Consider the following 21,634-nt stretch of genomic DNA (forward strand, 5'->3'; position numbering starts at 1 on the left):
GAGATATCCACGCCTCACCGCTTGTGCGAAGGCGAGTTGGGCTTCTCATGTTTCATGCAATTCCCGCGATTTCCTCTCGCCTGCACGCCATGCGATAGACAGATGGCGGTACGCCGCAGATCTGTACGTAGCCTGCCGTCGATGCGGCGCTCCGCGATCGAGAGCGGATTGAGCTTGACCATCAGGTAGTGCCCGTCAATGGCGTGCTCGCCGGTCTGGAACAGTACATCGGTAGCCGAAGGCAGAACGCCGTTGCAGCTGGCGCGCAGCGCCTGGGCCAGCCGCGCGGCGCCCATTTCGGCGGATGTGGCGTCGACGGTCGAGTAGGACAGGCGCAGCGTATTGTGTTCGGGGTTATCGGCAAAGAATGCCGCGCCTGGCACAAAGGTCACGCCGGCCTTGATCGCGGCCGGCAGCACCTGCGCGGCATCCACCTGCGGCGCGAAGCGCGCCCACAGGGGATTGCCGTTGCGCAGTTCCCGGTCGAGCGCCTCGAAGGCGTTGAGCACGAAGTTGTCCGGCGCCTGGGCAAAGGACTGAAGTGCAGCGTCGCGGCTCCACCGCTTATGTGCCAAACGGATGCGGCCACAGCGTGCGCTATGTGCGTCCGCTCGGCAGCCTGTGCCTCATGACGCTGGATGACTGCACGCTGCGCGAAGTCGCCGACGAGCTCGGCGTTACACGCTTTGCCGGTGTGCCAACCTTCCTGAACTGCTTGGAGAACTGCGCGCTGTCGCTGAAGCCGCAGGCCAGCGCCACACTTTCAATCGAAAGCTCGTCGCGGCGCAAGGCGGCGCAGGCAAATTCGATGCGCTTATGCAGGACGTATCGAGAGGGCGGCAGGCCAGTGGCGTCCTTGAACACGCGAGTGAAATAGTAGGGGCTGAGACCCGCCTGCCGCGCCAACGGTCCCCAGCGTGATCCGATGCGTGAGGTGCGTTTCTATGTACTCATCCAGCCATTTCATGCGCACGGCAGTCAACGCCGGCATTCGGCCGCCACCGCGAGGCCCTTTGCCGTAGCAGGTCACGATATGCGCCGCTACCAGGCGTGCATACGTCTCACCGATCAGCGCGCCGTGTGGAGAACGACGACAAGTAGAGGACGCGGGACTGCGCGGCACTGCCGGTGGCGAGCGCCAGGATGCTGGCTACTGGGTTGCCGCAGAGGCGCAGCTCTCCATAGGGATCGTCCTCGATGATGTAGGTGCCGGCGCGACCGGCAAGGTCGACGAGCTGCCGGCGTCGCGTCAGGGAGAGCGTGCGACCGCTCGGGTTGCCAAAGTTCGGGACGACGTAGATAGCCCTGACCGGATGACGCGAAGCGTAGGACTCGATCCAGTCCACATCGATGCCTGCTTCGTCGGATGGCACGGAGATAATACTGGCCTCGGCGAGGCCGAAGGTCTGCAGCGCTGCGAGGTAGGACGGCCGTTCCACGAGCACCGTGTCACCGGGGTTGAGCAAAGCGCGCGCGGCCAGATCCAGGCCCTGTTGTGAACCCGACGTGACCAGGATGCTGGTCGGATCCGCTACGATGCCGCGCAGCCGGAGCAATTGCGCGATCTGATCGCGCAGCGCCGGCTCGCCTTCGGTCAGTCCGTACTGGAACGCAGCGGTATCGCCGCCGTCAAGCACTGCAGCCAGCGCTTCGCGAAGACCTGCGGAATCGAACAGATCCGGTGCGGGGATGCCACCGGCAAGCGAGATGACGCCTGGTGCCTTGCTGTACTTCAGCAGGTCCCGTACTGCAGAGCTCTGCACGCGGCCTACGCGAGTAGCAAATGCCTCTTTCCCGCCTTGTAGTGCGGTCGTTGTCTGGTTCATCTATCCCCTGGTTCGGTGTTGCCGTCCGGCAAGACGAGTGTAGGGAGCAGCGACTAATGCCATGCGTGCAGAAATACCACCTTTGTGCTTTATTGCCCTGATTATTTCTGAGAGCAGAATTAAGAATGGCTTTAGGGCTGTCCGCTGATCGCACGGAAATCCCCGCCTCACGCACAAAAATGCGGCTTTCACGCCGCTGTCACAGGTGTTTTGACTGTTGTGTGCCCCACGCTGGTGCTAAAGTGCTGCGTTGTCAGACATTCACGGCCCGCCGTGAATGTCTGACAACCGGAGGCCACCCACCTTCCATCGGCGCAACGCCAGACGGCACCACAGACCGGTACCAAGCCGGCAAGGCTGCCGGATCCAGCCACTCCAGCACAGCAGAGACATCCGTGAATTCTCCCTCCCTTGACGCATTCCTGGCGGGGGTTGCCCGCCGCGACCCCAATCAACCTGAATTCCTCCAGGCCGTGAAGGAAGTGATGATGACGCTCTGGCCCTTTGTCGAGCGCAATCCGCGCTACGCCGACCAGGCCCTGCTTGAGCGGCTGGTGGAGCCTGAGCGCGTGATCCAGTTCCGCGTGGCCTGGACCGACGACCAGAACCGCGTGCAGGTCAACCGCGCCTTCCGCGTGCAGCACAGCTCGGCCATCGGCCCGTTCAAAGGCGGCATGCGCTTCCACCCGACCGTGAACCTGTCGGTGTTGAAGTTCCTGGGCTTCGAGCAGACCTTCAAGAACGCGCTGACCACGCTGCCCATGGGCGGCGGCAAGGGCGGCTCGGACTTTGATCCCAAGGGCAAGTCCGACGCCGAAGTGATGCGCTTCTGCCAGGCGCTGGTGACCGAGTTGTTCCGCCACCTGGGCCCGGATACCGACATCCCGGCCGGCGACATCGGCGTGGGCGCACGTGAAGTCGGCTTTATGGCCGGCATGATGAAGAAGCTGTCGAACCAGTCCGCCTGTGTCTTTACCGGCAAGGGCCTGGCCTACGGCGGCAGCCTGATGCGCCCGGAAGCGACCGGCTACGGCACGGTCTACTTTGCGCAGGAGATGCTGCACCGTCGCGGGCGCGCCTTCGACGGCCTGCGCGTGCTGATCTCCGGCTCGGGCAACGTGGCCCAGTACGCAGCAGAGAAGGCGATCGAGCTCGGCGCCACGGTGCTGACGCTGTCCGATTCCGGCGGCGTGCTGCACTACCCGCAAGGCATGACCACCGGGCAGCTGGCCGAAGTGATGGCCTTCAAGAATGAAGAGCGCGGCCGCCTGTCCGACTTTGCCGCCCGCCACGGCATGACCTTCGAAGCCGGCCGCACCCCGTGGCACGTGCCCGCCGACGTGGCGCTGCCGTGCGCCACCCAGAACGAGCTGGACGGCAACGACGCCGAGACCCTGCTCGGCAATGGCGTGATCTGCGTGGCCGAAGGCGCCAACATGCCGTCGACGCTGGAAGCCGTGGACCGCTTTGTCGACGCGAAGATCCTCTACGCCCCGGGCAAGGCCAGCAATGCCGGCGGCGTTGCCACTTCCGGACTTGAAATGTCGCAGAACGCCATGCGCCTGTCCTGGCACCATGCCGAGGTCGACGAGAAGCTGCACGCGATCATGAAGGACATCCACCAGAACTGCATCCACCACGGCCAGAAGGCGGGTGGCTATATCAACTACGTGGAAGGCGCGAACATCGCCGGCTTCGTCAAGGTGGCCGACGCCATGCTGGCGCAAGGCGTGATCTGACCTGAAGTTCCGGCCGGCGCAATGCCGGCCGCTGCCGGGCGGGTGCAGGCACGCACCCGTCTGGCGCATCTCCCCCCGATTCCCCCAGGCAGTATCCATCCCGCAGCGCCGGGCAGCGCCCCCCATGCCGTCATCCGCCGCCACGGCCTGCCGCCCGGCTGCATCTCCCGATTATTCGCAAACCGCGAACACTGTCCTCGGAGTTTGGCCCGTAGTCAGTGTATGGCGCCTTGCCTACTATGCACACACACCAAGCGAACGCCACTGGTGAATGAATGCAGCGGTAGCAATTACTAACTTGCAAGCCAGCCTACCTAACGCCCCCTGACCGGAGATCATCATGACGAACCCCAAGCTCGAAGTCCTGACCCCGCAAAACAGCCAGCTGATCTTCATCGACCACCAACCGCAGATGGCGTTCGGCGTCCAGTCGATGGACCGCCAGGCGATGAAGAACAACGTCGTCGGCCTGGCCAAGGCGGCAAAGATCTTCAATATCCCGACGACGATCACCACCGTCGAGAGCGAGTCGTTCTCGGGCTTCACCTATCCGGAACTGCTCGACGTGTTCCCGGACCAGAAGACGCTGGAGCGCACCTCGATGAACTCGTGGGACGACCAGAAGGTGCGCGATGCGCTCAAGGCCAACGGCCGCAACAAGGTGGTCGTGGCCGGCCTGTGGACCGAGGTCTGCAACACCACCTTCGCGCTGTGCGCGATGCTCGAAGGCAACTATGAGATCTACATGGTGGCCGATGCCTCCGGCGGCACCTCGAAGGAAGCCCACGACTACGCCATGCAGCGCATGGTCCAGGCGGGCGTGGTGCCAGTGACCTGGCAGCAGGTGCTGCTGGAATGGCAGCGCGACTGGGCCCACCGCGACACGTACGACGCGGTGATGAAACTGGTCAAGGAGCACTCGGGCGCCTACGGTATGGGAGTGGACTACGCCTACACCATGGTCCACAAGGCTGCGCAGCGCACCGCCACGCCGCATGAGGCACTGGCCGCCGTGCCTGCCCGCTGAGCCGGCACTGAACCCGCCGCAAGTTCACCCGATCCCTTGATTGCATCCAGGAGCCCCATCATGAGCATCATCACGACGCAGGACGGCACGCAGATCTTCTACAAGGACTGGGGCAGTGGCCAGCCCGTGGTCTTCTCGCACGGCTGGCCCCTCAATGCCGATGCGTGGGATGCGCAGATGCTGTTCCTGGTGCGGCAGGGGTTCCGGGTGATCGCCCATGACCGCCGCGGCCATGGCCGCTCGGACCAGCCGGCGCAGGGCAACGACATGGACACCTATGCCGATGACCTGGCGGCGCTGCTGGACGCGCTGGACCTGCGCGATGCCACGCTGGTGGGCCATTCCACCGGTGGCGGCGAGGTGGCGCACTACATCGGCCGCCATGGCACCGGCCGTGTCGCCAGGGCCGTGCTGATCGGCGCGGTGCCGCCGATCATGCTCAAGACCGCGGCCAACCCCGGCGGGCTGCCGATCGATGTGTTCGACGGCATCCGCAAGGGCGTGGCCGACAACCGCTCGCAGTTCTACCAGGACCTGGCGACGCCGTTCTTCGGCTTCAACCGCCCCGGCGCCAAGGTCTCGCAAGGCACCATCGACGCCTTCTGGGCGCAGGGCATGGCCGGCGGCATCGTGGGCCAGTACGCATGTATCAGGGAATTCTCGGAAGTCGACTACACCGAGGACCTGAAGAAGTTCGACGTGCCCACGCTGATCCTGCATGGCGATGACGACCAGATCGTGCCCATCGACGCTTCGGCGAAGCGGTCGGCGGAACTGGTCAAGGGCGCGACCCTCAAGGTGTATCCGGGCGCTTCGCACGGCATGTGCGTGGTCAATGCCGACCAGGTCAACGCCGACCTGCTGGCCTTCCTGAAGGCCTGAGCCAGATGTCAGTCACCCGCCGGCAATTTATCGCTTCGGCCGCCGCGCTCGGCGCGGCGCCTTTTTCGGAGACCTTCGCCATGTCGCCTGGCAGTCAACCCAGCCTCATCCTCGTCAATGGCAAGTTCACTACGCTCGACAAGTCCAAGCCGCAGGCGGACGCCGTCGCGATCCGTGACGGACGCTTCGTCGCCGTCGGCACGCGCCAGGACATCATGAAGCTGGCCGGCGCGCAGACCAAGGTGGTCGACCTGAATGGCCGGCGGGCCATTCCCGGGCTGATCGACAGCCATATGCATATCATCCGCGGTGGCCTGAACTACAACATGGAATTGCGCTGGGACGGCGTGCGCTCGCTCGCCGATGCCATGCGCATGCTGAAGGACCAGGTCGCGCGCACGCCAGCGCCGCAATGGGTGCGGGTGGTGGGCGGCTTCACCGAGCACCAGTTCGCCGAGAAGCGGCTGCCCACCATCGACGAACTGAATGCCGTGGCGCCCGATACCCCGGTATTCATCCTGCACCTCTATGACCGCGCCATTCTGAACGGCGCCGCGCTGCGCGCAGTGGGCTACAACAAGGACACGCCGAACCCTCCGGGTGGCGAGATCGTGCGCGATGCACGCGGCAATCCCACCGGGCTGCTGCTGGCCAAGCCCAATGCGACCATCCTCTACGCCACGCTGGCCAAAGGCCCGAAGCTACCGCCCGAGTACCAGAAGAACTCGACGTGCCACTTCATGCGCGAGGTGAACCGCCTGGGCGTGACCGGCGTGATCGATGCGGGCGGCGGCTACCAGAACTATCCCGAGGACTACAGCATCATCGAGGAACTGCACAAGGAAGGTCAGCTCACGGTGCGCCTGGCCTACAACCTGTTCACGCAGAAGCCCAAGGAAGAGCTGAGCGATTTCAAGACCTGGACGTCGACCGTGAAGCCAGGCCAGGGCGATGACCTCTATCGCCACAATGGCGCCGGCGAAATGCTGGTGTACACCGCGGCCGACTTCGAGGACTTCCGTGTCGAGCGCCCCGACATGGCGCCGTCGATGGAAGCCGACCTGGAGCCAGTGATTCGCCTGCTGGCCGAAAAGCGCTGGCCGTGGCGCCTGCATGCGACCTATGACCAGACCATCACGCGCGCGCTCGACGTCTATGAAAAGGTCGCCAAGGACATCCCGTTCAACGGCCTGAACTGGTTCTTCGATCACGCCGAGACCATCTCCGACCGCAACATCGACCGCATCGCGGCGCTTGGCGGCGGCATCGCCGTGCAGCACCGCATGGCCTACCAAGGCGAGTACTTTGTCGAGCGCTACGGTGCCAAGGCCGCTGAAGCCACGCCGCCGATCAAGAAGATGCTGGAGAAGGGCGTGAAGGTCGGCGCCGGCACCGATGCCACGCGCGTAGCCTCGTACAACCCGTGGGTCTCGCTGTACTGGCTGACCACGGGCAAGACCGTGGGCGGCATGTCGATGTATCCACAGGCCAACCTGCTCGATCGCGAAACGGCGCTGCGCCTGTGGACCGAGGCCAACACGTGGTTCTCGTCCGAAACCGGCAAGAAGGGGCAGATCAAGGCGGGCCAGCTGGCCGACCTGGCCGTGTTGTCCGCCGACTACTTCGCGGTGCCGGGCGACGACATCCAGGACATCACGTCGGTGCTGACCGTGCTCGGCGGCAAGATCGTCTATGGAGACAGGGAATTCGGCAAGCATTCGCCACAGATCCCACCCGCGATGCCGGACTGGTCGCCCGCCCGCCACGGCAGCCAGTACCAGCCGCGCCCGCAAGCCCAAAAGCTGGCCTTGAACACGGCCTGCGGCTGTGCCAGTTCGTGCGGCGTGCACGGCCATGCGCATGCCAGGGCCTGGACGGCCGGCGTGCCCGCCTCGGACGAGAGTACGTTCTGGGGCGCGCTGGGTTGCTCATGCTGGGCGTTCTGATGCCGCTGCGTTGCCGATGCGAGGAGACCCGACCATGACTGCCCATCCCCTCCCCCCCGCGGCGGGCGCAGCGACCACGCCCTCGGCCTGGCTGCGCTGGCTGGCGCTGCTGGCACTGTCCGCGCCCTACCTGCAGGGTGGACTGGTCAAGGCGGCTGACTTTGGTGCCGCCATCGCCGAGATGCAGCACTTCGGCCTGGCGCCGGCCGCACTCCTGGCGGCGGCCGTGATCGTGCTGGAACTGGGCGCGGCCGCGCTGATGCTGAGCGGGCGGCTGCGGTGGCTGGGCGCGCTGGCGCTGGCCGTGTTCACCGTGCTGGCAACTTTTGTCGCCAACTGCTTCTGGCAGGCGCCGCCGGATGCGCGCTTCGGGCAGGCCAACGCTTTTTTCGAGCATATCGCGCTGGCCGGCGGCCTTTGCCTGGTGGCCTGGGAAGACCTGCGGCAACGCCGCGCGGCCATGGGCCAGGCATGAGCCAGGCCGCCAAGCCCGCGCCGATCCCCGGCGCCGCCGCCCCCGCCGGCGGCAGCTTCGCGCCGCTGGCGCATGGCACCTTCGCCGTGCTACGCATTCCCCGTCCCCAAGGACCCCCATGCACAACCAGCTGTTTATCGACGGCCGCTTCGTCGATGCCCTCGACGGGGACACCCTCGACATCGTCAATCCGCACGACGGCAGCCTGATCACGCGCGTGGCCGCGGGCGCGCAGCTCGATATCGACCGCGCCGTGGCCGCGGCGCGCCGCGCCTTTCCAGCATGGTCGCGCCTCGCCGCCGGCGAACGGGGCAGGCTGCTGGCGCGGCTGGCCGACGCCATTGACGCCGACACGGGGCTGGCCGAACTTGAAAGCGCCGACACCGGCCACCCCATCCGCGATGCGCGCGGCCTTGACGTGCCGCGCACCGCGGCGTGCTTCCGCTATTTCGCGGGCATGGCCGACAAGATCGAAGGCACTGTGGTGCCGGTCGAACCCGGTTTTCTCAACTACGTGCAACGGGCCCCGGTCGGCGTGGTGGGGCAGATCGTGCCGTGGAACTTCCCGCTGATGTTCACCGGCTGGAAGCTGGGGCCGGCACTGGCGGCGGGCAACACGGTGGTGCTCAAGCCGTCGGAGCTGACGCCGCTGTCCGCGCTGCGCGTGGCGGCGCTGGCGGCTGACGTTGGCTTCCCGCCGGGCGTGATCAACGTCGTGCCCGGCTTCGGCAACGTGGCCGGCCAGCGGCTGGCCAACCATCCCGACGTGGACAAGATCGCCTTCACGGGCTCCACCGCCACCGGGCGGCGCATCGTCGAGGCCTCGCGCGGCAACCTCAAGCGCATCCAGCTTGAGCTGGGCGGCAAGGGCGCCAATATGGTCTTCGCCGATGCCGACCTGGATGCCGCCGTGGCGGGCGCAGCCTGGGCCAGCTTCCACAACCAGGGCCAGGCCTGCATTGCCGGCTCACGCCTGCTGCTGCATGAGGACATCGCCGATGCCTTCCTCGCGCGCTTCGTGGCGCTGGCGCAATCGATCCGCGTGGGCGATCCGGCCGACCCCGCCACCGAGATGGGGCCGCTGACCTCGGCCGCCCATCGCGACCGCGTGCTGGAGTCTGTGGAGATGGCACGGGCCCAGGGCGGCACCGTGCTGGCCGGCGGCAAGGCGCCCGCCGACCCCCGCCTGCGCCAGGGCTTCTATGTCGATCCCACCGTGGTCGCTGCGCGCCCGCAGGACCGCATCGCCAAGGAAGAGGTCTTCGGCCCGGTCGTCACGGTACTGCGCTTTGCCAGCGACGAGCAGGCGCTGGCCATCGCCAACGCCACGCAATACGGGCTGGGCAACGGGCTATGGACGCGCGACCTGGCCCGCGCGCACCGCCTCGCACGCGATATCCGCGGCGGCATGTGCTGGGTCAACTGCTACAAGCGCGTCCATCCGGGCAGCCCCTTCGGCGGCGTGGGCGAATCCGGCTACGGGCGCGACATGGGGTTCGAGGCGATGCACGGCTACACCGAGTCGCGCTCGGTGTGGATCAACGTGGATGCCGGCATTGCGCCGCACTTTGCGCGCTGACGCCCGCGCGGCACCACCAACCATTTCAGGGAAAAAGCAATGAAGCTCTATCTGGTATCACTGGCCGCCGGCATCCTGGTCGGCATCATCTATGCACTGTTGCAGGTGCGCTCGCCGGCGCCGCCGGTGGTGGCGCTGATCGGCTTGCTGGGCATGCTGATCGGCGAGCAAGTGGTGCCGCCCGTCAAGCGCCTGCTGGCGGGCGAGCCGGTCACGGTGGCCTGGTTCCGTGGCGAGTGCGTGCCGAAGATCACCGGCGCACCGGCGGCGCCGACGGCGGCACGCCCGGCAGCGCAGGACGCCGGGGACCAGCCGCAGGCGCACTAGGCATTGCGCTAGCCCAGCGCCAGCGTGCGTTGCCGCGCCAGCTCCGCCCAGCGCGCCGCTTCGGAAGCGACTAGCGCATTCATCGCTTCACGTCCGCTGGCCACGACTTCGAAGCCATTGTCGTAAAGGCGCTGCGTTACGGCCGTTTCGCGCAGCGTCTGGCTGACTGCGGCGGCCCGGCGGTCGAGTTGCGCGGCCGGCGTACCGGCCGGCGCGATCATGCCGACCCAGGAGTAGCTGACCAGGCCCGGCCAGGTGTCGGCCAGCGTGGGCACCGTCGGCAGATGCGGATTGCGCGCAGAAGCGCTGACCGCCAGCGCCCGCAGCTTGCCGGCCTGCAGTTGCGCCAGCACCAGCGGCAGGCTGGCAAACATCGAGTCGACATGGCCGCCCAGCAGGTCTTTCAGTGCCGGGGCGCCGCCGCGGAACGGCACGTGCAGGCCATGGGTGCCGGCGGCCTGGTGGAACCATTCGGCGGTCAGGTGGTTGGAACTGCCGACACCCACGGAGGCATAAGACACCTCGCGCGACTGCCGGCACGCCCGTACATAGTCCTGCAGCGTGCGCCACGGCGACGCGGCCGGCACCACCAGCGCCATCGGCGGGCGCACCATGTAAGACACGCCGGTGAGATCGCGCCCGGCGCGGTAAGGCAGGTTCGGGTAGGCCAGCGGCTCGGTTGCATACGAGTCATAGACCAGGCCGATGGTGTGGCCATCGGCCTTGCTGCGCGCCACGATGCTGGTGCCGATGGTGCCGCCGGCGCCGTCGTGGTTCTCGATCACCACGTTCTGGCCGAGCCGCCGTCCGAGGCCCGCATGGACTTCGCGCGCGGTCTTGTCGACCACGCCGCCTGGCGCAAACGGCACGACCAGCACCAGCGAGCCGTTGCTGCGCGCCTGTGCGCCGGCGCGGCCGGCCAGCAGCACGGCCGCGGCGCCGCCCAGCACCAGCCGGCGGCGATGCAATGCACGGATCTGCATGACGGATCTGCCCCTCGTTCGCTATGATTGCCGTCGAACTGCCTTCTGATCGCGGCTGGAATGGCGCCGCGCGTCAACGTTGTGCAACCAAGCGCGGCAAGTTGCCGGGCGCTCCCATCGGCCCGGCGAGCGCCAGATGGTAGCACTGCCGCGTGTCAACATCGATCCCTTCGCCGCCGGGTTTGCCATGGACCGTTTTCTAAGTATCGAAGCCTTTGTCAGGGTCGCGGACACGCTTAGCTTTGCCGAGGCCGCGCGCCAGCTCGGCGTGACCAATTCCGTGGTCAGCCACCGCGTGCAGCAGCTCGAGAAGTACATCAACGCGCCGCTGTTCCATCGCAGCACGCGGCACGTGCGCCTGTCGGAAGTGGGCGAGACCTACTATCGTCAATGCGCCGACGTGGTCGCCAACCTGACCGACCTGACCGACCAGATGCGCGACCTGCGCGCCACCCCGGCCGGGCGCCTGCGCATCCAGGTGCTGCCCGGGTTTGCCATCCGGCACTTCGCCGACATCCTGGCCGGCTTCAGCCAGCAGTATCCGGATATCGAGCTGGACATCGTCGTCAACGACCGCGTCATCGACCCGATCGAAGAAGGCTTCGACGTGGCCTTCCAGATCTTTGCGCCCCAGAACGATTCGCTGATCGCGCGGCGCTTGTTCACGCTGCGCCGCATCTTCTGCGTGGCCCCGGCGTTCATCGAACGCTGGGGCAAGCCGGAGCGGCCGGCGGACCTGATCTGCAGCAAGGTGGCGCTGTATTCCGCCTACCCGACCCGCAACAAGTGGACCTTCTCGCGCGATGCCGAATCGGTCGAGATCGACCTGGCCCCGCGCATGCGCACCAACTCCGTCCACCTGTTGCGTGACTACGCCGTCAGCGGCGCCGCCGTGGTCTGCCTGCCCACGCTGGTCGCCAGCGAAGACCTGCTGGCCGGCCGGCTGGTGCCGGTGCTGCACGACTATTCGCTGTCATCGTTCGAGTTCGCCGCCGTGTATCCGGCCACGCAGCGGCAGGCGCTGAAGGTGCGGGTGCTGGTGGACTACCTGGCGGAAAGCCTGCAGGGCGAGCCGCCGTGGGATGTGCCGTTGATGGAGCGGGGATGGGTGCGGTGAGGCCGCCTTCAGGGAGCCGGGACCCGCGGCGGTAGTGCCAGGGTCGTCGCCTGCCGCGGCGGTGGCACGGCTTGCGGCTACGATAGCGTAGGTCCCCAATCGTTCCTCCACACAGGAAGCAACTACCTCGGCAACGACCCGGCCAGTACCAGGGTGAAGCATCGGCCGGCGGACCTCGAGGCGCACGCCCGCTTTGCCGGGGCGATTGCCCCAGCCCGCCCGAGCAGCGCTAGCGGTGGTCTGCGCTAGCCTTTGGTTTTCGGCTTGAGCAACTCGCCAGCCTCCTTCACATTCTGCTCGGCGCGCTTGCTGATCACCGCAAGCGCCTCGGCCTGCGCCTTCTGCGCGGTTTCGGCCAGCGCGCGCATGTTCTCCAATGCCTGGTGCAGCTGCTGCTGCACGAATTCACTGTGCTTGGCCATGGCCTCGGCAGGATTGCCCGCGGTGCTGTACTGCTGAGCGGCCGCCTGCAGCTGCTGCATGGTCTGGGCGAAGATCTCCTGCTGCTTCTGCACGACGGCCTGGATACCCTCATAGGCCAGCTTGTTGGCCTCGGTCAGGGCCTCGATGTCCTTGCGGCGCGCTTCGATTACCGCGCTCATGTCCACGCCCGGCAGGCGGAACTGTTCCATCATCTTGGTGAAGTCTGCAAAGGGATTGGGAGGCGTGGCCATGCTGGGTCTCCTTCTGGAAGGACTGGCAGGGTGGCCGGCGGCGGGGTTGGCATGCTCCCTTCGGCCGGATTCCTGTCCACTATAGCCGGTATCCGCACACTTCTGGCCGTCAATCGAGGAAGACCCTAAAGATTCCGGACCCCATGCCGTTGGCATCCATAGCCCGCAAGTGCGTCGGCCCGACCGGGCCCGTCCGCGGACGATGAGAGCGAAGAACGCCGCGCCGGTCCCAGGCGCGGACCGGCACTTCGCCGTAACCAGTGCTAATCAGGTAGAAGACATGAAGAATCTAGGCATCGGGGTCCGCCTCGGCATCGGCTTTGGGGTGGTATTGCTGCTTTCTGCGCTCATGACGGTATTCGGCATGATGCGCCTGCAACAGGTGGCTGAGCGCACGCACGCAATGATGCAGCAGCCGCTGACCAAGGAGCGGCTGGTCAGCGACTGGTACCGCCTCATGCACACCAGCGTGCGCCGCACCACGGCGGTGGCGCGCAGTGCCGACCCGTCGCTCGGGGCATTCTTCGCGGCCGAGACCAAGGCGTCGATCGAAGGCATCGCCGCGCTGCGCGACAAGCTCCAGCCGATGCTCAGCTCGGCCGAGGAGAAGGCCGCATTCCAGAAGATCCTGAGTGTGCGCGACCCGTACAACAACGGCCGCGACAAGATCACCAAACTCAAGCAAGAGGGGCTGACCGAAGAGGCCAACCAGGTGCTGGAGAAAGACTTCGTTCCCGCCGGCGACGCCTACCTGGGCGAGATCCAGAAGCTGCTCGACATCCAGCGCGCCAGCATCGACGCCACCGCGCGCGATATCAACGGCATCTACGTCAACGCCCGCAATAGCCTGATCGGGCTGGGCGTGGTGGTGCTGGCGATCGGCATCGCGTTCTCGGTATGGCTGACGGCGGGCATCACGCGGCCGCTGCATCGCGCCGTGGCGGTGGCGCGCACCGTGGCGTCGGGCGACCTGACCAGCCGCATCGACGTCGACAGCCGCGATGAAGCCGGACAGCTGCTGCAGGCGCTGGCGGACATGAACGCCAATATCCTGCGCATCGTGCGCCAGGTGCGCGCGGGCACGGAGTCGATCGTGTCCGGCACCAGCCAGATCGCGGCCGGCAACACCGACCTGTCGCAGCGCACGGAAGAACAGGCCTCGTCGCTGCAGCAGACCGCGGCCAGCATGGAAGAGCTGACCAGCATCGTGCGCCAGAACGCGGACAACGCGCGACAGGCCAGCACGCTGGCGGTCAATGCCTCGGACATCGCCGAGAAGGGCGGCGACGCGGCGGGCAAGGTTGCCGAGACCATGGAAGAGATCAACGGCGCGTCGAGGAAGGTGGTCGACATCATCGCCGTGATTGAAGGCATCGCTTTCCAGACCAATATCCTGGCGCTCAATGCCGCGGTGGAAGCGGCGCGTGCCGGCGAACAGGGCCGCGGCTTCGCCGTGGTCGCGGGCGAGGTGCGCACGCTCGCGCAGCGCAGCGCCTCTGCCGCCAAGGAAATCAAGGCGCTGATCGGGGATTCGGTCGATCGCGTCGAGAAGGGTTCGATGCAGGTGACGCAGGCCGGCCAGACCATGGTGGAGATCGTTGCCGCGGTCAAGCGCGTGACCGACATTATGGGCGAGATCAGCGCGGCCTCGGCCGAGCAGAGCGCGGGGATCGAGCAGGTCAACCAGGCGGTGACGCAAATGGATACCGTGACGCAGCAGAACGCGGCGCTGGTGGAAGAGGCCGCCGCTGCAGCGGGCTCGCTGGAGGAGCAGGCACAGCGGCTGAAAGAGGCAGTGTCGACGTTCAGGCTGGCGGCGTAAGCGCACCCTGTTTGTTTTCTCCCCTCTCCCGCAAGCGGGAGAGGGGAGAATCCCCCATCACAGCAGACGCTCACCGCGCCTTCAAGAAATCCGCCACCTCCAGCAACACCAGCTCATTGTCATCCGCCTGGTTCGGCTCGCGGCTGCTGCTGAAGGGCAGGTTGTTGTCGTTGCCCACCACGATATGCGTGGCGTCGACCACGTCGACGTTCTCGATGGTGAAAAACGGGAACGCCAGCACGCCATCCGTCAACGGCTTGCGCGCAAGCTTGCCCGGATCGGCAATGCGCAGCAGGTCGATATAGCCGATCTTGCGCAGCGGCCCGCCGGCGTTGGCATCGCTCAGTTCGACCTTGTACACGCGCTTGAACTTGGCCACGTCGTCAAAGCAGTCCGGGCGCTTCTGCCCGGCCGGGCAGGCCTTGTCCGGCGTGCCTTCGCCGTTGTCGCGCTCGATGATAAGGCCGGTGGTGGCATCGATCATGTTGAAGTCGCCGATGGCATGGCTGGCGCCTTCCAGCACGTATTTCCAGTGGCGGCCGGTCCAGGCCTGCTGCCTGACATCAAACTCCAGCACGCGCAGGTAGGGCTTGCCGCCTTCGTTCTCGTAACCCTTGGCGGCCTCGTCCCACAGCGCGCCTTCCAGCAGCGCGTACAGCTTGCTGCCGTCGGGCGAGGACGCCATGCCCTCGAAACCCTTGGAGCGCCGCACCTGGAACTTCACGCTGCCGTCCGGCGCGCCGGGCGCGGTGACGGCGGGATGGTCGGGCGAGCGCACCACCTTGCCGTCGACCATGGTGTCGAACACGGCCAGTACCTTGCCGTCCAGGTCCGCCTTGATCAGGAACGGGCCGAATTCATCGCCGATCCACAGCGCGCCGCCGGCGAACTGGAAGCTCTCCGTATCGAAATCCGACCCCGTCAGGTAGCGCTGCCTGGTGCCCTCGTGGACGATGCGGAACGGCACCTTCTTGTCGGGGTCGTGCAGGAAGATGGTCTTCAGGCGCTGCAGGCGGCCGCTGCCAAAGTCCACCTTGTAGTGGTTCAGGTACAGCATGAAGTCCGGCGAGTTGGCCTTGGCGCCGGCGCCGTTGTCGGTCAGCACCCAGAAACTGCCGTCGGCCATGCGCTTGATGCCGGAATGCCCCTGTGCCGGCTGGCCGCGGAACGGCAGCGACACGCCGGTGGGGCGGCCATTGGACTTGCCTTCGACCGTGCCCGGCGTGTCCACACGCTGCGCGGTGGTGAACTTGCCGCTGACCTGCAGGTCAGCGGGCGCGTCCTTCGGCACGGCAAGCAGGGTCTGGGCCGGCAGCACCGCGTGGCCGGCCAGCGTGGCGGGGTAGGCAGCAGGGGCCTGCGCCCAGGCCTGCGCCACCCCCAGGCAGCCCAGTGCGATGGCCGCCTGGGCCAGCAGCAAATGACGAGACATTGTGGTTTTCCTTGGCGTTGAAGAGGACAAAACCCTGCATTGTCGACGCCAAGTTTGACAGGACTGTGATCCGCGGGGCGCACGGCCCGGTCATGTTGCGCCGCAGCGTAGGCGCCATGCGGGCACCGTGCCGGTGCAATCTGCGAACAATCATGCTGCGCGGGCGGCCCAATGCGGCACCGGCGTCCGGATTTTTGCCGATAGCCGCGCAAAAAGCAGTGGGATTTCAGGCCCCTGAAAGCAAACTGAGGCAAAATTCTATTTTTCGCCTAGTTTGCCGCCGGCTGTGACCCAGCAGGCGGATGTCCCACCACCCGTTCGAGGATCTGAGAGAAGCAATGAGTAACCAGCAACCCACCATCATCTACACGCTGACCGACGAAGCTCCGCTGCTGGCGACCAGTGCGTTCCTCCCGATCATCCAGACCTTCACCAAGCCGGCCGGCATCAACGTGACCACCAGCGATATCTCGGTGGCCGGCCGTATCCTGGGCGAATTCCCCGAATTCCTGACCGAAGCACAGCGCGTGCCGGACAACCTGGCCGAGCTGGGCAAGCTGACGCAGCTGCCGGACACCAACATCATCAAGCTGCCCAACATCAGCGCCTCGGTGCACCAGCTGGTGAGCGCCATCCGTGAACTGCAGGGCAAGGGCTACAAGGTGCCGGACTATCCGGAAGACCCGAAGACCGACGAAGAAAAGGCCATCCAGAAGCGCTACTCCAAGTGCCTGGGCAGCGCCGTGAACCCGGTCCTGCGCGAGGGCAACTCCGACCGCCGCGCACCGGCAGCGGTCAAGAACTTCGCGCGCAAGCACCCGCACAGCATGGGCGAGTGGAGCATGGCTTCGCGCACGCACGTGGCGCACATGAAGCATGGTGACTTCTACCACGGCGAAAAGTCCATGACCCTGGACAAGGCGCGTGACGTCAAGATGGAACTGGTCACCAAGAGCGGCAAGACCATCGTGCTCAAGCCCAAGGTCTCGCTGCTGGATGGCGAGATCATCGACAGCATGTTCATGAGCAAGAAGGCGCTGTGCGACTTCTATGAAGAGCAGTTCGAAGACGCGCGCAAGACCGGCGTGATGCTGTCGCTGCACGTCAAGGCGACCATGATGAAGGTGTCGCACCCGATCGTGTTCGGCCACGCCGTCAAGATCTTCTACAAGGAAGCCTTTGCCAAGCACGGCGCGCTGTTCGATGAACTGGGCGTGAACGTCAACAACGGCCTGGTCAACCTGTACGAGAAGATCGAGGCGCTGCCCAGCTCCAAGCGCGAAGAGATCATCCGCGACCTGCACGCCTGCCACGAGCATCGCCCGGAACTGGCCATGGTGGATTCGGCCAAGGGCATCTCCAACCTGCACGCGCCCAACGACGTGATCGTCGATGCCTCGATGCCGGCCATGATCCGCATCGGCGGCAAGATGTGGGGTGCCGACGGCCGTCCGAAGGACACCAAGGCCGTGATTCCGGAAAGCACCTTTGCCCGCATCTACCAGGAGATCATCAACTTCTGCAAGACCAACGGCAACTTCGACCCGACCACCATGGGCACTGTGCCCAACGTGGGCCTGATGGCGCAGAAGGCCGAAGAATACGGCTCGCACGACAAGACCTTCGAGATCGCCGAAGACGGCGTCGCCAACATCGTCGACCTGGCCACCGGTGAAGTGCTGCTGACGCAGGACGTTGAGCAGGGCGACATCTGGCGCATGTGCCAAGTCAAGGATGCGCCGATCCGCGACTGGGTCAAGCTGGCCGTCACGCGCGCGCGCAACTCGGGCATGCCGGCCGTGTTCTGGCTGGACCCGTACCGTCCGCACGAGGCCGAGCTGATCAAGAAGGTCGAGGCCTACCTGAAGGGCTACGACACCACCGGCCTGGACATCCAGATCATGTCGCAGGTGCGCGCCATGCGCTACACGCTGGAGCGCGTGATCCGCGGCCTGGACACCATCTCGGTGACTGGCAACATCCTGCGCGACTACCTGACCGACCTGTTCCCGATCATGGAACTGGGCACCAGCGCCAAGATGCTGTCGATCGTCCCGCTGATGGCCGGCGGCGGCATGTATGAAACCGGCGCCGGCGGTTCGGCACCGAAGCACGTCAAGCAGCTGGTGGAAGAGAATCACCTGCGCTGGGATTCGCTGGGCGAGTTCCTGGCGCTGGCGGTGTCGCTGGAAGACGTGGGCATCAAGACCGGCAACGCGCGCGCCAAGATCCTGGCCAAGACGCTGGATGCTGCTACCGGCAAGCTGCTGGACAACAACAAGAGCCCGTCGCCCAAGACCGGCCAGCTGGACAACCGCGGCAGCCAGTTCTACCTGGCGATGTACTGGGCGCAGGAACTCGCCGTCCAGTCGGACGACGCGGAACTGGCCACCAAGTTTGCGCCGCTGGCCAAGACGCTGACCGACAACGAGCAGAAGATCGTTGGCGAACTGGGCGCCGTGCAGGGCAAGCCGGTGGATATCGGCGGCTATTACATGCCGGAAGCCGACAAGCTCAGCGCCGCAATGCGCCCGAGCCAGACGCTGAACGCCGCGCTGTCGACCGTGACGGCCTGACCGGACTGGCCCGCCTGGCGGGCCGGCAGGTGTCGCAACCCCGGGCCCTGGCCCGGGGTTTTTCTTTTTGCGCCGCAGATGGCGCTATGGCTGCTGCGCTTCCATATGGATGTCCCACCCCTGTTCCGGACCGCTCTTCTGGTCACGGTACGTCCAGAGCGCGCCGCAGTCCTGGCAGACGAAGCTGCTGATGGTGATGGCGGCGGAACCGGCGGGCTTTATGCGTCGGGTGTCGGTGATGCGCAGTGCCGCGTGCCCGGGGGCGCCGCGCACGTGGCGTTCAATGGCCTGGCAGGCAGTGCAGAGTGTCATCCGTGTCTGTTCCGTTCGATCGGCCACTGTAGCATGCCGGCGCCTTCGGGGCCGGAAGTGGACGTGCACATGCGGCGCACACGGGATTTCGCCCGGCGAGACCCTCAACCCGGCACTTTCCATGTGATTTGGACCCGATCCGGCGAAGTTCATTGACATGCCTGAGTGGGGCCTGTATAAGGTTGAGTGCAGGATCTTTCAAGCAGCAACCTAGAAGTCCAGGTGCTTGCCCACACGGCGCCACTTTTTCTCCTTGTGTCTTCCTTGATCGTCATGCCTTGCCGGCGCTTTTGCCGGTGAGAAAAAACTTATTGAGGAATCCAACATGGAAACCGGTACCGTCAAGTGGTTTAACGATTCGAAGGGTTTTGGCTTCATTACGCCTGATGCAGGCGGCAACGACCTGTTCGCGCACTTCTCCGAAATCCAGGGCAACGGCTTCAAGTCGCTGCAAGAAGGCCAGAAGGTGCGTTACGTCGCTGGCGTCGGCCAAAAGGGCCCGGCCGCGACCAAGATCGAGCCGATCTGAATCGCACCGACCTGAGTTGAGCTGAGCGCCGAGGCGCCAGTCCAATGAAAAAAGCTCCGCCAACGCGGAGCTTTTTTATTTCCGTTGCCGCTATTCCCCGCAACGGTGAAATAAAGCCACTGCTGGCGCGGCAACAAGCGTAGAGTGGGGGCAGGATCACCAAACGGCGGAGGCTGCCATGGATATCTATCCGGCTGCAACTTACAAGGGATACGACCTCTATCCCCTGGTGTACAAGCACGCCGCCGAGCGCATATGGCCCGAGCCGCGGCCCGACCGTTCCTTCGATGCTGCCGTGGTGATCTGCCTGGAAGGCGAGTCGCCCGAAGGCATGCAGGCGCGCACGTTCCGCCTGGACGCCGCACCGTGGGATAACGTCGGTGGCGCGCGACGCGGTGCGTTGCGCTATGCCGAGGCCATCATCAATGGCGCGGTGCCGGGGGTATCGGTAACAACGGCCGGCGCGCCGATGGCGTCCTGAAGGTCCGACGACGGGCCCTGGCGCCGTGGTGCATTCTTTACCACTGACGCCCGCGCAGGGCCATAGCTCATGTCGTGCGCGTGATCCACATGAGTTCAGCAATCCTTCCTATCAGCGCGGCACGATGCCGCATGGAGATGTCGTGAGCGACAGCAGTCCCAGCCGCAGTCCCGGCAACACTGTTCCCGGCAGTACGCCCTTTGCCAGCTACAAGGGTTTCGATCTGTATCCCCTGGTTTATCGCCATCGGCCTGAGCAGGCCTGGCCGCGCATCAAGCCCGACAACAGCTTCCTCGCGTCGATCGTGATTTGCCGCGAGGGCTATCGCCCTGGCAGCGACCATGCGCGCGTGTACCCCATGGGTGAATCGCGTTGGGAGAACATCGGCTCGGCGCGCCGCGGTGCGCTGCAGTTCGGCGAAGATATCATCAATGGCCTGGTCGCCGGCGAATCCGTGACGTCGATCTAGGTATTATCCGGTTCCGCAGCGGCCTGATACAGGCCGTTTGCGGAGCGGGGAAACAGGCGCGGCGCTATCCGTCAGACTGCAAGGAGTCCGTTCATGGACATGCGTTCGGGATCATCTGGTTTTCTGTGCACGTTGCCCGGTGAGGGCAAAGGCATCACCTATCACGTAGCAGTCTGCTTTATCGATGCGGAGCGTCCCACTGGGGTGCTGTTCACCAGCTTCGTGGGTGTGGGGCGGCGGTCGTTCGGCGTGCTGGCCGAGCAAGGGGCCCTGCAGGGTCAGCTTGCCGCCAGCGGCGAGGCGCTGTGCCGCCTGGCCATCGGCCAGGTGGTGCGCGACCAGTTGCACGACAAGGCACGCGAGGGAGATTCGGTTCTGGACCTCGCCGCCTCACCATGGGACGGCGAGCTGAGGCCGGTCGGCGCGGGGCTCAGGACGGCCCGGCCGCATGTGCGCGTGCTTGGCTGAGGCCGCACGCAATCGTCAAGCCCGGTCAGTCAGATCTGGAATACTGGGTCGCCGTGGCGCTCCAGCAGCGCCTCGATCAGCGCCATGTCGGCGATCTCGGGAGTACGGTCTTCCACCGCGCGCGACGGCCCGCAATAGGTGGCCGTCACATGGCGCCTGACGGTCAGCACGCCTGACGCGGGCGGTGCGACTTCAACCGCCTGCCACGGTGCATGCCGGTAACTGCCTGCCTGCCAGCCTTCGGGCGTCAGGTGCACGGCTTCCCATTCTTCGATGACGGACATGATCGGTTCTCCTTGATTGAGGGATGAATCGTTAGCGGGACGGCACGCGCCGGCGCGGCGCATGCCATGGCGAGGGGACGCTGGCTTTACGACTTGTGCCGGTAGTTGATGCGTCCCTTGGTGAGGTCGTAGGGCGACATCTCCAGCGTGACGCGGTCGCCCGCCAGCACGCGGATGCGGTTCTTCTTCAGCCGTCCGGACGAGTACGCCCAGACTTCGAAGCCGTTTTCCAGGATCACGCGGAAACGGTTGTCGGGCAGGACTTCCGACACCTTGCCGCCAAATTCGACCAGTTCTTCTTTTGCCAAGGAGGCTCCTTGCTGTAGCCGCGCCGCTTGTGCGCGAGCTGTTGTGACGGCCAACTGGACACCAACTGGCCGATGGGATGGGGCTTGCTATGCCTGGCTTACTGCTGGCGCAGGCGTGCCGCGGCGCGTTCGCCGGCACGGCGGGCTGACTGCCTCGCGCGGGCTTCAGAGCGGTGCGTGTCGTGGCGCATTGCCACGTTGGCGACGATGCGTTCGGCGCCATTGCGGTATTCCGCAATCATGTAGGTCGCGAACCAGAGGCCGGGTTCCTGCTGGATGGGATAGACGGAAACGGTGTAAGGGGTAGGGTTGATTCGATTCAATGTGATGCCTGTTCATGGGCGCGGCCGCAGGTGGCGCGGTGCATCGGATTGCCGA

At 65.6% G+C, this 21,634-nt stretch carries 24 protein-coding genes; 14 read left to right on the forward strand and 10 right to left on the reverse strand.

The features are described 5' to 3' along the window. Positions 1-14: 14 nt before the first annotated feature. The 3 genes from AC1Q7H_RS26570 to AC1Q7H_RS26580 all read right to left on the reverse strand — a co-directional run bounded on the left by AC1Q7H_RS26570 (position 15) and on the right by AC1Q7H_RS26580 (position 1,826). On the reverse strand, positions 15-509 hold the full coding sequence (locus AC1Q7H_RS26570) for a hypothetical protein (RefSeq protein WP_193351075.1): 495 nt from the start codon (positions 507-509) through the stop codon (positions 15-17). An 88-nt stretch (positions 510-597) separates the two neighbouring features. Then, entirely contained in the window at positions 598-864 is a 267-nt protein-coding gene (locus AC1Q7H_RS26575) for a helix-turn-helix domain-containing protein (RefSeq protein WP_371827406.1), read from the reverse strand. A gap of 197 nt (positions 865-1,061) precedes the next feature. Continuing rightward, complete coding sequence (locus AC1Q7H_RS26580) at positions 1,062-1,826, reverse strand: aminotransferase-like domain-containing protein (protein WP_492378916.1); 765 nt, start codon at positions 1,824-1,826, stop codon at positions 1,062-1,064. A gap of 395 nt (positions 1,827-2,221) precedes the next feature. On the opposite strand from AC1Q7H_RS26580, the gene gdhA reads away from it, so the two are divergent. From gdhA to AC1Q7H_RS26615, 7 genes are all read left to right on the forward strand, one after another. Beyond that, positions 2,222-3,565 (forward strand): NADP-specific glutamate dehydrogenase, encoded by a 1,344-nt coding sequence (gene gdhA, locus AC1Q7H_RS26585; RefSeq protein ID WP_041228692.1) that lies wholly within the window; start codon positions 2,222-2,224, stop codon positions 3,563-3,565. Positions 3,566-3,905: 340 nt separating this feature from the next. Further along, complete coding sequence (locus AC1Q7H_RS26590) at positions 3,906-4,592, forward strand: hydrolase (protein ID WP_013953543.1); 687 nt, start codon at positions 3,906-3,908, stop codon at positions 4,590-4,592. 60 nt (positions 4,593-4,652) lie between these two features. Then, entirely contained in the window at positions 4,653-5,474 is an 822-nt protein-coding gene (locus tag AC1Q7H_RS26595) for an alpha/beta fold hydrolase (protein WP_211981900.1), read from the forward strand. A gap of 80 nt (positions 5,475-5,554) precedes the next feature. Next, on the forward strand, positions 5,555-7,420 hold the full coding sequence (locus tag AC1Q7H_RS26600; RefSeq protein ID WP_202947899.1) for an amidohydrolase: 1,866 nt from the start codon (positions 5,555-5,557) through the stop codon (positions 7,418-7,420). Between the two features lie 34 nt (positions 7,421-7,454). Continuing rightward, positions 7,455-7,895: a DoxX family protein gene (locus AC1Q7H_RS26605; RefSeq protein ID WP_013953540.1), complete on the forward strand. Its 441-nt coding sequence runs from the start codon at positions 7,455-7,457 to the stop codon at positions 7,893-7,895. Between the two features lie 118 nt (positions 7,896-8,013). After that, positions 8,014-9,474, forward strand: a complete 1,461-nt coding sequence (locus tag AC1Q7H_RS26610; protein ID WP_013953539.1) for an aldehyde dehydrogenase family protein — start codon at positions 8,014-8,016, stop codon at positions 9,472-9,474. Positions 9,475-9,513: 39 nt separating this feature from the next. Continuing rightward, complete coding sequence (locus AC1Q7H_RS26615) at positions 9,514-9,801, forward strand: XapX domain-containing protein (protein WP_013953538.1); 288 nt, start codon at positions 9,514-9,516, stop codon at positions 9,799-9,801. An 8-nt stretch (positions 9,802-9,809) separates the two neighbouring features. Here AC1Q7H_RS26615 and AC1Q7H_RS26620 read toward each other — a convergent pair whose 3' ends face one another. Continuing rightward, positions 9,810-10,784, reverse strand: coding sequence for a tripartite tricarboxylate transporter substrate-binding protein (locus AC1Q7H_RS26620; RefSeq protein ID WP_492378917.1), 975 nt, complete (start codon positions 10,782-10,784; stop codon positions 9,810-9,812). Between the two features lie 187 nt (positions 10,785-10,971). Here AC1Q7H_RS26620 and AC1Q7H_RS26625 point away from each other — a divergent pair, with 187 nt between their 5' ends. After that, positions 10,972-11,901: a LysR family transcriptional regulator gene (locus AC1Q7H_RS26625; RefSeq protein WP_041228923.1), complete on the forward strand. Its 930-nt coding sequence runs from the start codon at positions 10,972-10,974 to the stop codon at positions 11,899-11,901. A gap of 245 nt (positions 11,902-12,146) precedes the next feature. Here the strand turns inward: AC1Q7H_RS26625 and AC1Q7H_RS26630 are convergent, their stop codons facing one another. Beyond that, positions 12,147-12,575: a phasin family protein gene (locus AC1Q7H_RS26630; protein WP_013953534.1), complete on the reverse strand. Its 429-nt coding sequence runs from the start codon at positions 12,573-12,575 to the stop codon at positions 12,147-12,149. 280 nt (positions 12,576-12,855) lie between these two features. On the opposite strand from AC1Q7H_RS26630, the gene AC1Q7H_RS26635 reads away from it, so the two are divergent. Next, positions 12,856-14,397: a methyl-accepting chemotaxis protein gene (locus tag AC1Q7H_RS26635; RefSeq protein WP_492381908.1), complete on the forward strand. Its 1,542-nt coding sequence runs from the start codon at positions 12,856-12,858 to the stop codon at positions 14,395-14,397. A gap of 70 nt (positions 14,398-14,467) precedes the next feature. On the opposite strand, the gene AC1Q7H_RS26640 is transcribed toward AC1Q7H_RS26635, so the two are convergent. Next, positions 14,468-15,829 (reverse strand): esterase-like activity of phytase family protein, encoded by a 1,362-nt coding sequence (locus AC1Q7H_RS26640; RefSeq protein ID WP_013953532.1) that lies wholly within the window; start codon positions 15,827-15,829, stop codon positions 14,468-14,470. 338 nt (positions 15,830-16,167) lie between these two features. Here AC1Q7H_RS26640 and AC1Q7H_RS26645 point away from each other — a divergent pair, with 338 nt between their 5' ends. Then, positions 16,168-18,405, forward strand: a complete 2,238-nt coding sequence (locus AC1Q7H_RS26645; RefSeq protein WP_041228691.1) for an NADP-dependent isocitrate dehydrogenase — start codon at positions 16,168-16,170, stop codon at positions 18,403-18,405. A gap of 84 nt (positions 18,406-18,489) precedes the next feature. On the opposite strand, the gene AC1Q7H_RS26650 is transcribed toward AC1Q7H_RS26645, so the two are convergent. Next, positions 18,490-18,717, reverse strand: coding sequence for a hypothetical protein (locus AC1Q7H_RS26650; RefSeq protein WP_018308943.1), 228 nt, complete (start codon positions 18,715-18,717; stop codon positions 18,490-18,492). A gap of 325 nt (positions 18,718-19,042) precedes the next feature. Between AC1Q7H_RS26650 and AC1Q7H_RS26655 the strand changes: the two genes are divergently transcribed. The 4 genes from AC1Q7H_RS26655 to AC1Q7H_RS26670 all read left to right on the forward strand — a co-directional run bounded on the left by AC1Q7H_RS26655 (position 19,043) and on the right by AC1Q7H_RS26670 (position 20,664). Continuing rightward, positions 19,043-19,246: a cold-shock protein gene (locus AC1Q7H_RS26655; protein WP_010812830.1), complete on the forward strand. Its 204-nt coding sequence runs from the start codon at positions 19,043-19,045 to the stop codon at positions 19,244-19,246. Positions 19,247-19,424: 178 nt separating this feature from the next. Further along, a complete protein-coding gene (locus tag AC1Q7H_RS26660) occupies positions 19,425-19,727 on the forward strand; it encodes a hypothetical protein (protein WP_013953528.1) in 303 nt (100 codons plus the stop codon). Between the two features lie 142 nt (positions 19,728-19,869). Continuing rightward, positions 19,870-20,196 (forward strand): hypothetical protein, encoded by a 327-nt coding sequence (locus tag AC1Q7H_RS26665; protein WP_041228690.1) that lies wholly within the window; start codon positions 19,870-19,872, stop codon positions 20,194-20,196. 93 nt (positions 20,197-20,289) lie between these two features. Further along, entirely contained in the window at positions 20,290-20,664 is a 375-nt protein-coding gene (locus tag AC1Q7H_RS26670) for a hypothetical protein (protein ID WP_013953526.1), read from the forward strand. A gap of 29 nt (positions 20,665-20,693) precedes the next feature. On the opposite strand, the gene AC1Q7H_RS26675 is transcribed toward AC1Q7H_RS26670, so the two are convergent. The 3 genes from AC1Q7H_RS26675 to AC1Q7H_RS26685 all read right to left on the reverse strand — a co-directional run bounded on the left by AC1Q7H_RS26675 (position 20,694) and on the right by AC1Q7H_RS26685 (position 21,579). Continuing rightward, positions 20,694-20,948 (reverse strand): hypothetical protein, encoded by a 255-nt coding sequence (locus AC1Q7H_RS26675; protein ID WP_013953525.1) that lies wholly within the window; start codon positions 20,946-20,948, stop codon positions 20,694-20,696. An 86-nt stretch (positions 20,949-21,034) separates the two neighbouring features. Beyond that, positions 21,035-21,256: a translation initiation factor IF-1 gene (gene infA / locus AC1Q7H_RS26680; protein ID WP_008646230.1), complete on the reverse strand. Its 222-nt coding sequence runs from the start codon at positions 21,254-21,256 to the stop codon at positions 21,035-21,037. A gap of 98 nt (positions 21,257-21,354) precedes the next feature. Next, a complete protein-coding gene (locus tag AC1Q7H_RS26685; RefSeq protein WP_013953524.1) occupies positions 21,355-21,579 on the reverse strand; it encodes a hypothetical protein in 225 nt (74 codons plus the stop codon). Positions 21,580-21,634: the final 55 nt, after the last annotated feature.

This window comes from Cupriavidus sp. GW823-FHT06D04 (assembly GCF_058795055.1).

Coding starts and splice junctions, on each gene's coding strand:
- AC1Q7H_RS26600 (WP_202947899.1), top strand. CDS start 5,555: ATGTCGCCTGGCAGTCAACCCAGCCTCATCCTCGTCAATGGCAAGTTC.
- AC1Q7H_RS26580 (WP_492378916.1), bottom strand. CDS start 1,826: ATGAACCAGACAACGACCGCACTACAAGGCGGGAAAGAGGCATTTGCT.
- AC1Q7H_RS26595 (WP_211981900.1), top strand. CDS start 4,653: ATGAGCATCATCACGACGCAGGACGGCACGCAGATCTTCTACAAGGAC.
- AC1Q7H_RS26655 (WP_010812830.1), top strand. CDS start 19,043: ATGGAAACCGGTACCGTCAAGTGGTTTAACGATTCGAAGGGTTTTGGC.
- AC1Q7H_RS26605 (WP_013953540.1), top strand. CDS start 7,455: ATGACTGCCCATCCCCTCCCCCCCGCGGCGGGCGCAGCGACCACGCCC.
- AC1Q7H_RS26650 (WP_018308943.1), bottom strand. CDS start 18,717: ATGACACTCTGCACTGCCTGCCAGGCCATTGAACGCCACGTGCGCGGC.
- AC1Q7H_RS26615 (WP_013953538.1), top strand. CDS start 9,514: ATGAAGCTCTATCTGGTATCACTGGCCGCCGGCATCCTGGTCGGCATC.
- AC1Q7H_RS26610 (WP_013953539.1), top strand. CDS start 8,014: ATGCACAACCAGCTGTTTATCGACGGCCGCTTCGTCGATGCCCTCGAC.
- AC1Q7H_RS26645 (WP_041228691.1), top strand. CDS start 16,168: ATGAGTAACCAGCAACCCACCATCATCTACACGCTGACCGACGAAGCT.
- AC1Q7H_RS26675 (WP_013953525.1), bottom strand. CDS start 20,948: ATGTCCGTCATCGAAGAATGGGAAGCCGTGCACCTGACGCCCGAAGGC.
- AC1Q7H_RS26640 (WP_013953532.1), bottom strand. CDS start 15,829: ATGTCTCGTCATTTGCTGCTGGCCCAGGCGGCCATCGCACTGGGCTGC.
- AC1Q7H_RS26590 (WP_013953543.1), top strand. CDS start 3,906: ATGACGAACCCCAAGCTCGAAGTCCTGACCCCGCAAAACAGCCAGCTG.
- AC1Q7H_RS26630 (WP_013953534.1), bottom strand. CDS start 12,575: ATGGCCACGCCTCCCAATCCCTTTGCAGACTTCACCAAGATGATGGAA.
- AC1Q7H_RS26670 (WP_013953526.1), top strand. CDS start 20,290: ATGGACATGCGTTCGGGATCATCTGGTTTTCTGTGCACGTTGCCCGGT.
- AC1Q7H_RS26620 (WP_492378917.1), bottom strand. CDS start 10,784: ATGCAGATCCGTGCATTGCATCGCCGCCGGCTGGTGCTGGGCGGCGCC.
- AC1Q7H_RS26635 (WP_492381908.1), top strand. CDS start 12,856: ATGAAGAATCTAGGCATCGGGGTCCGCCTCGGCATCGGCTTTGGGGTG.
- AC1Q7H_RS26625 (WP_041228923.1), top strand. CDS start 10,972: ATGGACCGTTTTCTAAGTATCGAAGCCTTTGTCAGGGTCGCGGACACG.
- AC1Q7H_RS26660 (WP_013953528.1), top strand. CDS start 19,425: ATGGATATCTATCCGGCTGCAACTTACAAGGGATACGACCTCTATCCC.